Origin of the sequence: Paraburkholderia sp. SIMBA_053 (assembly GCF_046534895.1) — a bacterium.
Classification (GTDB): Bacteria; Pseudomonadota; Gammaproteobacteria; order Burkholderiales; family Burkholderiaceae; genus Paraburkholderia; species Paraburkholderia caledonica.
This window is the reverse complement of record NZ_JAWRXU010000025.1, coordinates 1-13,429: the sequence shown is the minus strand read 5'-3', so window position 1 is coordinate 13,429 and position 13,429 is coordinate 1. Positions and strand designations below refer to the sequence as shown.

Genomic DNA, 13,429 nt, shown 5'->3' with positions numbered 1-13,429 from the left:
TGCTGATGTTGCCGAAGCCGTAGGGCGCGCGGTGAACGATTCCTCAAGGCCCGTCCGAATTCCCGCAAGGGCTGACGCGGTAGCCTGGGCCGCGGGGAGTTAAGAGGACGTGGCGGAAGAGCGCGCCGGTCGACCTCGGGATCGGGGAACTGTCTGCTCGAAGAGTTAATCTCATCGTCGCCGCGCGCGCCGGTTTCGCCAACACAGGAGCATTCTTGTTTGTCTTTCGACAGGCGAACCAACCGCGGCCAACTGATCGTTACGACGCTCGTTTTCTACAACGGTCTGCTGCGTCGCGCCTACATCTCGTCTACTGCCCCTACTGTAGTATCCCCGTGCGAACATCGCTTGATCAGGCTAGTGGCATCGAAGCACCGGGGGGAATCCGGACGAAGGACCGGACAATTCCCGTCGATCTACGTCGACAGGAGCCCTGCGATCCGGTAGCTCTCGATCAACGCATCGAACAGTGCCAGGTCCGCGCGGCTCCTCGCCATGAGCTGTGCCCCGGCAACCGTCGCAAAGATTGCACGTGCCTGTGCCGCGCTGTTTCCCGGCCGTGCCACGCCCGCAGCGACAAGCGCCTTGTTTATTTAGGCCACTTTGACTTCAGAGAAGGTCTGAACTTCCGCCGTTATAACGTCCGGTAGATCGTCGTGCTCTGCCGACATGAAGCTGCAAAGGTAACGCCGGTCGCCGCTCTCAAGCGATCGCCGGAAAATTTTCGGGTATTGCCGCTGGGGAAGTGACGATAGACGCTCGCCGCCTTGATTCCGACGCGCTGGGCGAGATTCCAGAAGTTCAGTCCGACGTAGCCGTGTGATTGAGCGATCTGCCTGCCAGCATCCAAGATCGCTTCCCTTGAATCGTTGTCATCCCGGTGCCCAAGATCAATTAATCTATCAAATGTTAGGTAGGTATTGACAGGTGAAAAAGCAAGGGCGTACAGTCTACCTAACGAACGATAGGTATATGAACTGTCAATCACCGCGATGTCCTATACATCCGAGCACGAGAGGAGCCACGGTCCATGCGGCCATTCACTATCCACGCGACGAAAGCGATCTGGTTTGGCCCTGGCGTAGCGGGCACGCCCGCGCAGGACATTGCTAGCCTTCTTGGTCCTCGAGTGATCGTCGTCACCGACGCGGGCATCACCCGCCTTCGCCTGGCCGGTCCGTTCATCGCAGCCCTTGAAAAGGCTGGCGCAACGGTTGCTGTTTTCGACGGCGTCCTGCCGGAGCCGCCGGACATGAATATCGAAACCGCCGCGGACATGGCCAGGGACATGTCAGCAACGGGCGTCGTCGGTTTCGGCGGCGGGTCCGCCATGGATGTTGCCAAAGTGGTTGCCCTGGTGGTCGGCAGCAGTCAGACCCTGAGCCAGGTGTATGGCGTGAATGTCGCCACTGGGCCGCGTCTGCCGCTGGTACTTGTCCCGACGACCGCCGGCACCGGCTCCGAGGCGACGCCAGTGGCAATCGTCGTGGCCAGTCGGACAAAGAAAGGCGTCATCTCACCTCATCTGCTGCCTGATGCCGCAATTCTGGATCCCGAACTCACGCTTGGCCTTCCGCCAGCTGTGTCGGCTGCTACTGGGATCGACGCAATGGTTCATGCCATCGAGGCCTACACATCGATATCGCCAAACCGCAACCCGATCTCGCGAGGACTGGCGCAGCAGGCACTACGTCTGCTGGGCGGCAATCTCCGTCGTGTCGTCGACCATGGCGATGATATTGGTGCCCGTAGCGCCATGCTATTGGGCTCTTTTCTGGCGGGACAGGCGTTTGCCAACTCGCCTGTGGCTGCGGTGCACGCGCTCGCCTATCCGGTTGGGGGCCGCTTCCATATTGCGCATGGTGTTTCGACCGGCCTGATGCTGCCGCACGTCATGCGGTTCAACCTGCCGGAAGCGCGCCGTGACTACACCACCATCGCATCCGATATCTTTCCCGATCTAGCAGCGGCATCTGAAGTCACGCGTGCCGAGGCGATGATCGACGCTCTAAGTGACCTCGTCCCGGCGATCGGCCTGCCGACGACGCTGCAGGCGATCGGCGTTCCGGAAAGTAGCCTGCCCGATATGGCCGGGGAAGCCATGCAGCAAGGCCGTCTCCTCATCAACAATCCACGTCCCGTCACGCTCGAAGATGCCCTTCGGATCTATCAGGCTGCCTTTGGCTGACGGCGGGGACCATCTGACATCACGAATCATGAAGAACCAGATCTATTTCACGTCCGTTCAATTGGGCCAACATACACTGGCCAACCGCATTGTTCTGCCCCCGCTGACCCGTCAGCGCGCAGCCCAGCCTGGTGATATCCCGACGGATTTAATGGCCGAGTACTATCGCCAACGGGCGAGCGCAGGCTTCATGGTCGCGGAAGGCGCCCAGATCGAGCCCCGCGGCCAGGGCTATTCTTGGACGCCAGGAATCTACAGCGAAGAGCAGATATCGGGCTGGCGCAAGATCACTCAGGCGGTCCATGACGAGGGCGGTGTGATCTTCGCCCAGCTTTGGCATGTCGGTCGCGTCTCTCACAGCGCGTTGCAACCGAACGGTGATGCCCCGATCGCGCCGTCGGCGATCGCGCCTCAGAAGGTCAAGGCGTTCATTGAGACGGGACCAGGTGTTGGTACGCTGGTGTCGCCGCCCACGCCCCGCGCACTCACAGTGCCTGAAGTCAAGGAACTGGTGCAGCTCTATGCCCGGGCAGCGCGCAATGCGATCGCGGCCGGGTTTGATGGCGTCGAGATCCACTCGGCGAATGGATATCTCGTCAACCAGTTCATCTCGGCGCATGCCAACCGTCGTGAAGACGAGTATGGCGGCTCGCTGGAAAAGAGGCTGCGCTTCCTGCGCGAAATTGTTTCGGCGGTGTCAGCGGCAGTCGGCCCCGAGCGGCTCGGTGTAAGGTTCACACCGCTCTTCGAGAGCACCGATCAGGATCGTGTCTATATCGGTCTCGTCGAAGAGAATCCACATACGACCTATATCGAGGCCATCAAGCTGCTGGAAGAGGCCGGGGTCGCTTATCTGTCGATTGCCGAAGCTGACTGGGACAACGCACCGGACCTGCCACTGAGCTTTCGGCAAGCGGTCCGGCGGGCATATTCAGGCAGGATCATCTACGCAGGAAAATACACGGTCGAACGCGGCGCCCGGCTTCTTGAGACGGGACTCGCGGACCTCGTCGCGTTTGGTCGGGCATTTATCGCCAATCCAGACCTTCCGGCCCGGATCGCCAATGGGTGGCCGCTCAACGCGCTACGCCCGGAGCTTCTCTACGGTGGTGGCGCGGAAGGCTTCACCGATTATCCGACGTTCCCCGAGGCCGTGGGCGTAGAGCCATCGTAGACAGCCTGAACCTCCGTCGGGGCGGTGCTCGCTGTAAGCGCCGCCCCGACGAGATGAACCCGGCAGCGGTGTGACGCAACTCATGGAGATTCCGATGACAGACAAATTCATTGCTACCCTCAGGGCCGACGGCTGGCTCCGCCAGAAAAATGCGATCGGCGGCGAATGGCACGATGCCGACAGCGGCAAGACCTGCGACGTCACGAACCCGGCCACGGGCGACATCATAGGCACCATCGCCTGGGCGGGAGCCACCGAAACGAAGAGGGCGATCGAGGCGGCGCACACGGCTTTCAAGTGGTGGTCGACAACATTGGCAAGCGAGCGCGCGGCCATGCTCCATCACATGGCGGCGGTGATACGCGAAAATGCAGATCTGCTGGCCTCAATGCTGACACTTGAGCAGGGAAAGCCGCTCGCCGAAGCCAGAGGCGAGGTGCTGCTGGGTGCGAACTATGTCCAGTGGTTCGCGGAAGAGGCACGCCGTATCAACGGCGAGATCGTGCCATCGCCATGGAAGAATAACCAGATCCTCGTGGCCCGCGAGCCGGTCGGCGTTGTCGCCGCCATTTCGCCCTGGAATTTCCCCTTCTCGATGCTGTCGCGCAAGATTGCGCCGGCTGGCGGCAGGTTGCACGGTCGTTGTCAAGCCGTCCGAACTCACGCCCTATTGCGGACTGGTCTGGGCAGTACTTGCCGAAAAGGCTGGCATTCCAGCAGGTGTTGTCAATATTGTCGCGGGAGATCCGGTCGCGATTGGCGGCGAGCTCACCAGTAATCCGCTCGTCCGCAAGCTTACCTTCACTGGCTCAACGCGCGTCGGCAAGCTACTCTACGCCCAGTCAGCCGGCACCATGAAGAAGCTGTCCATGGAACTGGGTGGAAATGCACCGTTTATCGTTTTTGACGATGCTGATCTCGACAAGGCGGTCGATGGCGCCATCGCGGCAAAGTATCGTAATACGGGGCAGACCTGCGTATGTACAAACAGGTTCTACGTCCAGGAGGGCATTTACGACGCGTTTGTGCAGCGCTTCACGGAGCGCGTGAGGGCGTTGAAGGTCGGCAATGGATTCGAGGCCGGCGTACAGCAAGGTCCATTGATCAATGAGGCCGCCGTCCAGAAAGTCGTTGCGCACGTCGAAGATGCGCTGTCAAAGGGCGGCAGGTTGCTTGCCGGTGGCGGGCAACATTCGCTTGGCGGGACTTTTTACGAGCCGACAGTTATTGGCGACGCCACCGCTGACATGCTGATCGCCCATGAAGAGACGTTTGGACCAGTGGCAGCGGTCTTTCGCTTTAGGCAGGAAGGGGATGCGATCGCTGATGCCAACGCGACCGAGTTCGGGCTTGCCGCTTATTTTTACACGCGGGATCTTGCGCGTGCTTTCCGTGTCGCGCGAGCGCTGGAGTCCGGCATGGTCGGCATCAACGAGGGCATCATTACGACCGAAGTAGCGCCTTTCGGCGGGGTCAAGGACAGCGGCATTGGCCGCGAAGGGTCGAGCCTTGGCATCGAGGAGTTCCTGCACATCAAATACATGAGTGTGGGAGGTCTGTAAGCATCGCTCTTTTCTCTTGCCGCACCGATGCATAGCCCGCCAGGAACAGGCGCCACGCAAGACCGTCGAGTCGCTTGCATGCTTTGTCGTGGCAGTCGCATCTGGACTTCAGGACCCCGTTCCGGGGAGCCAGGCAAGATATGGATCATTGCCCTGCGACTGACTGATTTTGCTCGATCTTCAGGCATCGGGGATCGCGAAAGTTGCGAGTCCGGAATTCTGGTTCGCCGTGCAACTCGCCAAGCACGCGGGTTTCGCAACCAGCTATCCGGCCAACTGGTGGTTAATCCGTTCGGGTATAGAGGAAAAGATCTAAATCCGCTTCTTCCCAGGTTGAGGTGTTTGGGCCACTGCCGCCCCAAATCCGTACTCCGGCTCCGACCGATCCAAGTGAGGTTGGCGATTTTTGGGTATGCGGCCTGCGGGGTTGGGAGGCGGGCACGCAAGTGCTCACGAAAACCACAGACATCGAGGAAGATCAAATGGCACATGAGCAACGCCAGGCTTGTATCGAAGCCTGCGACGCATCCGCTAGTGCCTGCGCCCATTGCGCAACCGCGTGCCTGGACTTGCTGCCGCGAAAGTAGCAAGCCCGCAAGCCAACGCGAGGTTTCGATGAAAATTCCGCACCCTCAGTGGATCAGTTCCGCGTGGACATCAACTAACGCCTTTTCCGAGGGTGCAGTGAAGCGCGAACTAGCGGTATCGGTGTTTCCGAGGCCTGGAATGATCGCGGGGCAGAGAGACGACCGGGAAGCAAATAGCTTCCGCGAGTCGAATCAAATGTCAGCAATCGTGAGAGGACCTGCGAGGTAGCCGTTGTCAGCGGTCTCAACGCCTATCGATGTTCTTGATAAAAGCGTGTATGCGCACTTCTTTCCATACCTTGTTGACAAAAAAAGGATCGTTGTGTGCATACTTTCGGGCTTCATCTAGCGTTTCAGATTCGACGAGAAGCATGCTGCCGATTTTTCTGTCTGAGCCTTCCTCGGTATAAGGGCCTGCAACGAGAATTTTTAATGGTGCCTCCTTCAGATGCGAGCGATGTTCTGCGTAGTGAGCTTCGCGCGCATCTGGGGTAGCTGGATCATCAACGCAATATATGACGGTTAACATGTTGCCTCCGGAAGTTGTTTTTTGCTTGAAGAACTCCCTGCTCTGACTTGCGGAAAGCAAGGAGACTTGCGAACCGGGTTTAACGAAGGTTGATCGTGGTGTTGACGCCGTCATTCACAGTGGCGTCATCAAACCAGCGCACTGTAACCGTCTTCGTTTGCGTATAGAACTGGATGACCTGCTTTCCATAAGGACCGAGATCGCCGAGCTTCGAACCCCGGGATCCCGTGAAGCTGAAGTAGGGAACCGGTACCGGAATAGGGATGTTGATCCCAACCTGACCAATATCAATTTCACTCTGAAAATGACGAGCTGCAGCGCCACTTTGGGTGAACAATCCAACGCCATTGCCGAATGGGTTGCTATTCACCAGTTCGATCGCGGCGTCAAGAGTGGGGACCGTCAACACGACTAGCACGGGGCCGAAGATTTCCTCACGATAGATCGTCATATCGGTCGTCACGTTCGAGAAGATCGTCGGACCGATGAAGTTCCCGCTCTCATACCCCTTCACTTTCACGTCGCGACCATCGAGCAGAAGGGTCGCACCTTCGTCGACGCCGCTCTGAATCAGCTTGAGTACGCGTTCTTTCGCGGCGCGCGAAACGACGGGGCCAACATCTGTTCCCGGTTCGTTGCCCGCATTCACCTTCAGTGTCTTGGCGCGTTCGACCAGTTCGGGAAGCCATTCTTGCGCTTTTCCAACAAGCACCACTACTGACGTCGCCATGCAACGTTGTCCAGCCGCTCCAAAACCCGCGCCGGCCAGTGCATTCAGGGTATGCTCGCGCGACGCGTCGGGGAGAACCACAGCGTGGTTCTTGGCGCCCATCATTGATTGAACACGTTTGCCGTGTTCGCTCGCGAGCCTGTAAACGTGCGTGCCGACGGAGGTTGAGCCGACGAACGAGACAGCCTTGACATGAGCGTGTGAGCACAGGGCGTCAACTACTTCCTTTCCGCCGTGAACGACATTGAGAACACCGCTGGGCACACCTGCCTCGATTGCGAGCTTCACAAGCTCCATCGTCGACAGCGGATCTTGCTCAGATGGTTTGAGCACAAAAGTGTTTCCGCACACGATCGCCATCGGGAACATCCACAGCGGAATCATGGCGGGAAAGTTGAACGGCGTAATTCCGGCGCACACGCCGATGGGTTGGCGCAAAGTGTACGTGTCCACCTTTCCCGCGACATTCTCGAGAAATTCCCCTTGTTGTAAGGTGCCTATCGATGCTGCGTGTTCTACGACTTCCAGTCCTCGGAAGATGTCACCTTCGGCGTCGGGAATCGTCTTTCCCTGCTCAGCGCTGAGGATCTTCGCGATCCTCAAACTGTTCGCGCGGATCAGGTCCTGATATTTGAGCATGATGCGCATGCGAGCGCCGATGGACGTGTTTTTCCAGGACTGAAACGCCGTATGCGCTGCGTTGATAGCCGCTTCGATTTCCTGTCGGGTGGAGTAGGGGACGCGACCGATGACTTCCTGCGTTGCAGGATTCGCGATGTCTCGCCACTCCTTCGTCTCGGAGTTAACGAAAGCCCCATTAATAAGCAGGTGAGCCGTGGAAAGTGTTTCCGGGGATTTGGGTGAGTTCATGGCTGGGTATGATCAGTTTGTCGGAGAGGCCTCACCGTGTCGCGGCGCGCGCCTACGGGCAGGTTTCTCTCGTGTCAATAACGGGGCAGAGTGCAATGCTGCGAGATGGTGGAGGAGTCAGTCGAACCGGGGACTTGCTGTTGCTCGTGACCGTGACTGATTCCCGCCCGGTGCATAAAGGGCTTCGGATGTCGGCGCGGGCACCATCACCGCTACCTATGCAGGAACACGCCTCGTGTGAGCTAACGTCCACTGCACGCCCCGATCAGATTGCTCGAATCGGGGCGCTTGAGGCACGTTGGTATCAGGCTGCCTTCGCTGCCTTTGCCTCGTCTGCCAGATGAAGTACAAGCGAGGTCGCATCCATATCCGAACCACCGCTCTTGGCATGCTCGGTCATCAGCAGGTAGGCCGCCTCCGCGGTCTCAAGCCGAGCACCCACGTCTCGACCAGCTTCGACCGCGAGGCTCAGGTCTTTGGCCAGAAGCCAGGTCTTGAAACCAGCTTTGTATCCATGGGACGACGGGGCCTCGGCCACAACGCCCGGTGCCGGGTTCCAGAGACGGAACGACCAGTTGTCCGCTGACGAACGAATAGCGATTTCGAAAAACTCCTTCATGTCGAGACCCAGGCGCTGGCCCAAGGCAGTTGCTTCGCAGTTGACAGTGACGCTTACCGCCATGATGAGGTTATTCACCACTTTTGCGGCCTGACCTGCACCCGGTCCGCCTACGTACGCGATGTAGTCACCGAGCGGCTGCAGTCGCTCCTTCGCGAGATCCGCATACTGTTCATCGCAACCGATCATGAAAGTGAGCGTGGCGTCCCGCGCACCTTCAGTGCCACCGGAAACCGGCGCTTCGACGAATACAACCCCAGCTTTTGCGGCAGCTTCGTGGAGCTTCTTCGCGTACGCAATTCCGACCGTTGAGCAATCGAGAATCATGGTTCCCGGTCGGACGCTTGCGAAAATGCCATCGGGCGCCGTCATTACGTGGTAAACGTCAGCTCCGGAAGGAAGCATCGAGTAGACGACGTCTGCATCTGCCGCAGCCTCCGCCAGACTACCGGCGATTTTGACGCCGTTATCTTCGGCCCGCTTCGCTGCTACGGGGTCGATATCAAAGCCATTAACGGAAAAACCGGCATTGATAAGGTGTTTGGACATGGGGTTGCCCATGAGACCAAGGCCAATCCACGCAATAGTGGGCATGGAAGCTCTCCTTCGTTGTGAGGTTGTCGACGTAGCGTCCGTGATAGCGATGGTGACGTCTCCATGTCACCGTCGCTGGACTGAGAAAAAGGTTATTGCTCGGCCTTCTGAGGGAACAGCGGCTAAACGTACCAACGGTTGTGCATTAATCACACATCGCTAGCGCTATCAGGCGTGTGCGGCTATGGACTAGGTGTTTATCCGGATGTGGAGGCCGGGCCCGCATGCGTAGTGGCTTGGCCAGTAGTGGTCAAGGGCGGGCGGATTACGCCCCGTGACATGGAGCGCTCCATACCGAGATTCGGGTTATCACTGAATTGCTCGATTTACGCACATTCACTGTTGATTCATCGACTACCCAGTCAGCAAACGACAAGACAACATGGTCGTGCAGCCCGATGAAATCGCGCATCGGAACCGGCTCCGCTTCACACCATTGGGGCACATGCTTTCTCTGAATTCGGTTCTGTCTTCGCGATCTGCCCCGGACGAACTGCGGGACACTCGTCAGTAATCGCAGGCACCGGTGATTAGGTCATCGCGGCGCAAAAAATAGACATATGAATATATCTTGGAGACAGATATGAGTGTAGTTCTCGACAAATCAGTATCCGAAAGAATGGGGGCGAAGGATCGCCTGGTCATCTTCGCTTCGTCGCTCGGCACCATATTCGAATGGTATGACTTCTTTCTCGCTGGGGCATTAGCGCCCTACATAAGCAAATCAATTTTCTCTGGTGTCAATCCCACTGCGGGCTTCATCTTCACCTTGCTAAGTTTTGCGGCGGGTTTTGCGGTGCGACCGCTCGGCGCAGTTGTCTTCGGTCGGCTCGGTGACAAGCTAGGTCGGAAGTACACCTTTATGGTCACGATTGTCGTCATGGGTGCTTCCACGTTTTTCGTTGGACTGCTGCCGGGTTATGCGACGATCGGACTGGCCGCGCCGATCGCCTTTGTGAGCATGAGATTGTTGCAAGGTCTGGCGTTGGGCGGAGAGTACGGCGGCGCGGCAACCTACGTTGCGGAACACGCGCCGTCGAACAAGCGGGGAGGCTGGACATCGTGGATTCAGATGACCGCCACGTTGGGGCTGTTTCTTTCGCTGCTCGTGATTCTTGTTGTGAGAACGGGCACTGGCGAGAGCAACTTCACGAGCTGGGGATGGAGAATCCCCTTCCTGCTTTCAGTCGTACTTGTGGGTGTGTCGGTCTGGATCCGGATGATGCTCAGTGAATCGCCCGTCTTCCAGAAAATGCACGCGGAGGGCAAAACATCAAAAGCGCCGATAAAAGAGGCGTTCGGCCAGTGGAAGAACGTCCGATTGATGTTGATAGCCTTGTTCGGTGTCACCGCGGGCGAAGCCGTGGTCTGGTATACCGGTCAGTTCTATACGCTGTTCTTCCTCAACCAGACGCTGAAGGTAGATGGTCAACTTACTAATCTGATCCTCATCGTAGCGTTGTTGGCCACGTCTCCGTTCTACGTTGTGTTTGGGACCCTGTCGGATCGAATCGGCCGCAAGCGAATCATGCTCGCAGGTTGTTTGCTCGCGGTCTTTACCTACGTCCCGCTTTTCAAGGCATTGACGCACTACGCGAATCCGGCGTTAGAGCAGGCGCAGGACAGTGCCCCGATCGTTCTTTACGCCAATCCCGAGCAATGCTCGTTCCAGTTCAACCCGGTAGGTACTGCTCAATTTACGAGTTCCTGCGACGTGGCAAAGGCTGCGCTCTCAAAAGCGGGCGTCGGCTACGAAAATCGCGTTGCTAGTGGTGGAATGGCGGTAATCGAGGTTGGCGGGAGAAGCGTGCGTTCGTACGATGCGAAATCCACAAGTGCGTCTGTGGAAACGACGCGATTCAACACCGAACTGCGCGACGCTTTATCGGCGTCCGGCTATCCGCTCAAGGCTGATTCAGGCCTGGTTAATGTACCGATGACAATCGTCGTGCTGATTGTACTCATGCTCTACGGAACAATGGTGTACGGACCCATGGCAGCGATGCTAGTCGAATGCTTCCCAACGCGCATACGGTACACATGCCTTTCGGTCCCGTATCACATTGGCAACGGTTGGTTCGGCGGCTTCCTGCCGGCGAGTGCGTTCGCAATAGTTGCAGCTCAAGGAAATATATATTCGGGCCTTTGGTACCCAGTTGTGGTGGCTGCGATGACCTCTATCGTCTGCATTTTCTTCGTCAAGGAAACGGTCGGAACGAATGTCGATGCGGAAGTCTGATCCGACTTGTCGGTGATCGTGAGGCATGCGACTTCATCGTATGGTGAATCTTTCGGGAACAACTATGAAGATAGCATTCATCGGAATCGGCAACATGGGCGCCCCGATGGCGCGAAATCTCCTACGTAGAGGGCACTCGGTTACGGCATTTGACGTCTCGACAAGTGCGCGTTCTTCGCTTCGACCGGATGGAGCAAAAACCGCTTCAACTGTCCGGGAAGCAGCTATTGATGCCGAGATGGTTTTTACAATGCTGCCGAACGGGGCGTGCGTGGAGCAGACTTATCTCGGCGAAGGCGGTCTGCTCGACGGACTCGTTCAACGTCCAGTGTTGGTCGACTGTTCAACCGTTTCTCCCCAGACGGCAGCGCTCGTCGCAACGGAAGGAAAGCGGAAAGGCTTTTCTGTGTCTGACGCGCCCGTCTCCGGCGGGGTCATGGGCGCACACGCTGGCACCTTGACATTTATGGTCGGAAGCGATTCCAGTGTGTTCAACGAGATCAGAAATGTGCTTCTTGACATGGGAAAAACCGTATTTCACGCGGGCGGAAACGGTGCTGGGCAGATGGCAAAGATATGCAACAACATGCTTGCAGCGATCTTGATGACAGGGACAGCCGAAGTCCTGGCTTTGGCTGAGCGGAACGGTGTTAGCGCGGCAGCTATAACTGAGATTATCAATGCGAGTACCGGCGGGGATCTATGTCCCAACGGTGGAACCCCTGGCCCGGGGTGCAGGCCGATTCACCAGCGAGCAATGAGTTTAATGGGGGCTTTCAGCTCGGGCTGATGATTAAGGATCTCGGATTGGCAATGAACTGTGCCCATTCGGTATCCGCATCGGTGCCGCTTGGGTCGCTTGCGAAAAATCTTATGGTTATGCACGCTCAGACCGACGCAAATAATCTATTGAAGGATATTTCCAGTATTCAGACGCTCTACGCGCCCGAAGTCTCCGCGTGAGATACCGGCTTAGCACACGCGAAGTATCTTGCCACTGCGTCGATATCCAGGTGCGCCATCCGACGGATCATGGAATCCACTACCGTTTTACTGCAAGGAGAATTCTCGTGAAAATCGCCAGTGTGGTGTGGGTTGATCAAATGACCGAGGTTGGCATGGCCTCACTGTTTGATGGTCGTCCCGCGCACCTTGCCAAGCATACTACTGCGCTCGAAGCTGAAGGACCGAGCACATACAGGACGCTTCTTCACACGCCAGCGGCGAGCCTGTTCGCTCCGATGGACGACCATGCGCACTGTTTTCACGCTGCGATACTGGGGTATAACTGAGGACATCGCGACTTACGACTAACGTAAAATCGAGGGTGTTAACGCTTGAGCAACGCGCCACATATGCCCTCCCGCAAACCTGCTGAAAATTGGGACGACTTCCGGTACTTCCTTGCTGTCGCCCGGACCGGAACTTTGTCTGCTGCTGCCGAACGGCTCGGAACAGAACATACGACGGTCTCTCGACATATTCAGTCGCTTGAGAATGCTTTGAAAAGCAGGCTCTTTCATAAGAGCAATATCGGGTACGAGCTTACCGAAGTTGGCCGCCGCGTCCTCGAAACAGCCGAGGCAATCGAGAGCGCCTATGTGCTTTCGAAAGCTGCTGCCGACCACGATTCGGTCGAAATCGAAGGGGTCGTTCGGATAGGTGCACCTGATGCTTTCGGAAGTGTATTTCTGGCGCCCAGGGTGCAGGAACTTACTGAGAAGAACCCGCGGCTGGAGATTGAGATATTCGCCGCACCTCGGGTGTTCAGTCTCTGGAAGCGGGAGGCGGATATCGCGATCAGCCTGTCGGGGGCCGAGCACATGCGCGTGGCGTCACGGCGTCTGACCGACTACAGGCTCTTCGTTTATGCAACAAAGGGATATCTTGAAACCTCTCCGAAAATACGCACAGTTGCCGATCTCGCATCTCATCCTTTTGCCGGCTACGTCGAAGAGGGTCTGTTCGCGCCTGAACTTAATTATTTTAATGTCATCAGCCCGGATTTGCTTCCTCGCGTCCGCAGTACAGCATTGCTTCCACAAGTCTTTGCTACGCTGGGAGGGCGAACGCTGGGCATTTTGCCCGCGTATGTAGCCGCTTCGTTCCCGGAACTAACGCCGGTCTTGCCAAAGGCTGTGTCTCTCGTGCGCTCGTTTCACATGCAGGTCAACGAGGACCATCGTAAGGCAGCGAACATCAGGGTGGTTGCGAACTTTGTTGCAGACCTTGTGCAGAGTCATCGCTCGCTGTTCATGGGGGTGTTACGTCGCGCGCAGAATGAGGAGCGGTATCTCGCGCTATTCGAGGTGAGACGATAAGCTCCGTCGCGGGATC

11 protein-coding genes and 2 pseudogenes are annotated in these 13,429 nt (G+C 57.5%); 9 read left to right on the top strand and 4 right to left on the bottom strand.

The features are described from left to right. Window positions 1–416 precede the first annotated feature (416 nt). Window positions 417–832: pseudogene (locus SB753_RS33895) on the bottom strand (TetR/AcrR family transcriptional regulator). 198 nt (window positions 833–1,030) lie between these two features. On the opposite strand from SB753_RS33895, the gene SB753_RS33890 reads away from it, so the two are divergent. From SB753_RS33890 to SB753_RS33875, 4 genes and pseudogenes are all read left to right on the top strand, one after another. After that, entirely contained in the window at window positions 1,031–2,188 is a 1,158-nt protein-coding gene (locus SB753_RS33890; protein WP_410804364.1) for an iron-containing alcohol dehydrogenase, read from the top strand. Between the two features lie 28 nt (window positions 2,189–2,216). Further along, complete coding sequence (locus tag SB753_RS33885; RefSeq protein WP_410804362.1) at window positions 2,217–3,362, top strand: alkene reductase; 1,146 nt, start codon at window positions 2,217–2,219, stop codon at window positions 3,360–3,362. Window positions 3,363–3,456: 94 nt separating this feature from the next. Further along, window positions 3,457–4,924 (top strand): annotated as a pseudogene (locus tag SB753_RS33880) (NAD-dependent succinate-semialdehyde dehydrogenase). A 169-nt stretch (window positions 4,925–5,093) separates the two neighbouring features. Continuing rightward, window positions 5,094–5,240: a DUF4396 domain-containing protein gene (locus SB753_RS33875; RefSeq protein WP_410804360.1), complete on the top strand. Its 147-nt coding sequence runs from the start codon at window positions 5,094–5,096 to the stop codon at window positions 5,238–5,240. Window positions 5,241–5,755: 515 nt separating this feature from the next. Here the strand turns inward: SB753_RS33875 and SB753_RS33870 are convergent. The 3 genes from SB753_RS33870 to SB753_RS33860 form a co-directional block, all read right to left on the bottom strand. After that, a complete protein-coding gene (locus SB753_RS33870) occupies window positions 5,756–6,040 on the bottom strand; it encodes a YciI family protein (protein WP_410804358.1) in 285 nt (94 codons plus the stop codon). A gap of 79 nt (window positions 6,041–6,119) precedes the next feature. Continuing rightward, entirely contained in the window at window positions 6,120–7,640 is a 1,521-nt protein-coding gene (locus SB753_RS33865) for a CoA-acylating methylmalonate-semialdehyde dehydrogenase (protein ID WP_410804356.1), read from the bottom strand. 304 nt (window positions 7,641–7,944) lie between these two features. Beyond that, window positions 7,945–8,853: an NAD(P)-binding domain-containing protein gene (locus SB753_RS33860; protein ID WP_410804354.1), complete on the bottom strand. Its 909-nt coding sequence runs from the start codon at window positions 8,851–8,853 to the stop codon at window positions 7,945–7,947. A 583-nt stretch (window positions 8,854–9,436) separates the two neighbouring features. Here SB753_RS33860 and SB753_RS33855 point away from each other — a divergent pair. The 5 genes from SB753_RS33855 (at window position 9,437) to SB753_RS33835 (ending at window position 13,413) form a co-directional block, all read left to right on the top strand. Then, window positions 9,437–11,092: an MFS transporter gene (locus SB753_RS33855; RefSeq protein WP_410804352.1), complete on the top strand. Its 1,656-nt coding sequence runs from the start codon at window positions 9,437–9,439 to the stop codon at window positions 11,090–11,092. Window positions 11,093–11,156: 64 nt separating this feature from the next. Continuing rightward, complete coding sequence (locus SB753_RS33850; RefSeq protein WP_410804350.1) at window positions 11,157–11,882, top strand: NAD(P)-dependent oxidoreductase; 726 nt, start codon at window positions 11,157–11,159, stop codon at window positions 11,880–11,882. Further along, entirely contained in the window at window positions 11,795–12,055 is a 261-nt protein-coding gene (locus tag SB753_RS33845) for an NAD-binding protein (RefSeq protein WP_410804348.1), read from the top strand. Before SB753_RS33850 ends, SB753_RS33845 begins: the two co-directional genes overlap by 88 nt. A 107-nt stretch (window positions 12,056–12,162) precedes the next feature. Further along, a complete protein-coding gene (locus SB753_RS33840; protein WP_410804346.1) occupies window positions 12,163–12,384 on the top strand; it encodes a hypothetical protein in 222 nt (73 codons plus the stop codon). Window positions 12,385–12,447: 63 nt separating this feature from the next. Continuing rightward, entirely contained in the window at window positions 12,448–13,413 is a 966-nt protein-coding gene (locus SB753_RS33835) for a LysR family transcriptional regulator (RefSeq protein WP_410804344.1), read from the top strand. Window positions 13,414–13,429 lie beyond the last annotated feature (16 nt).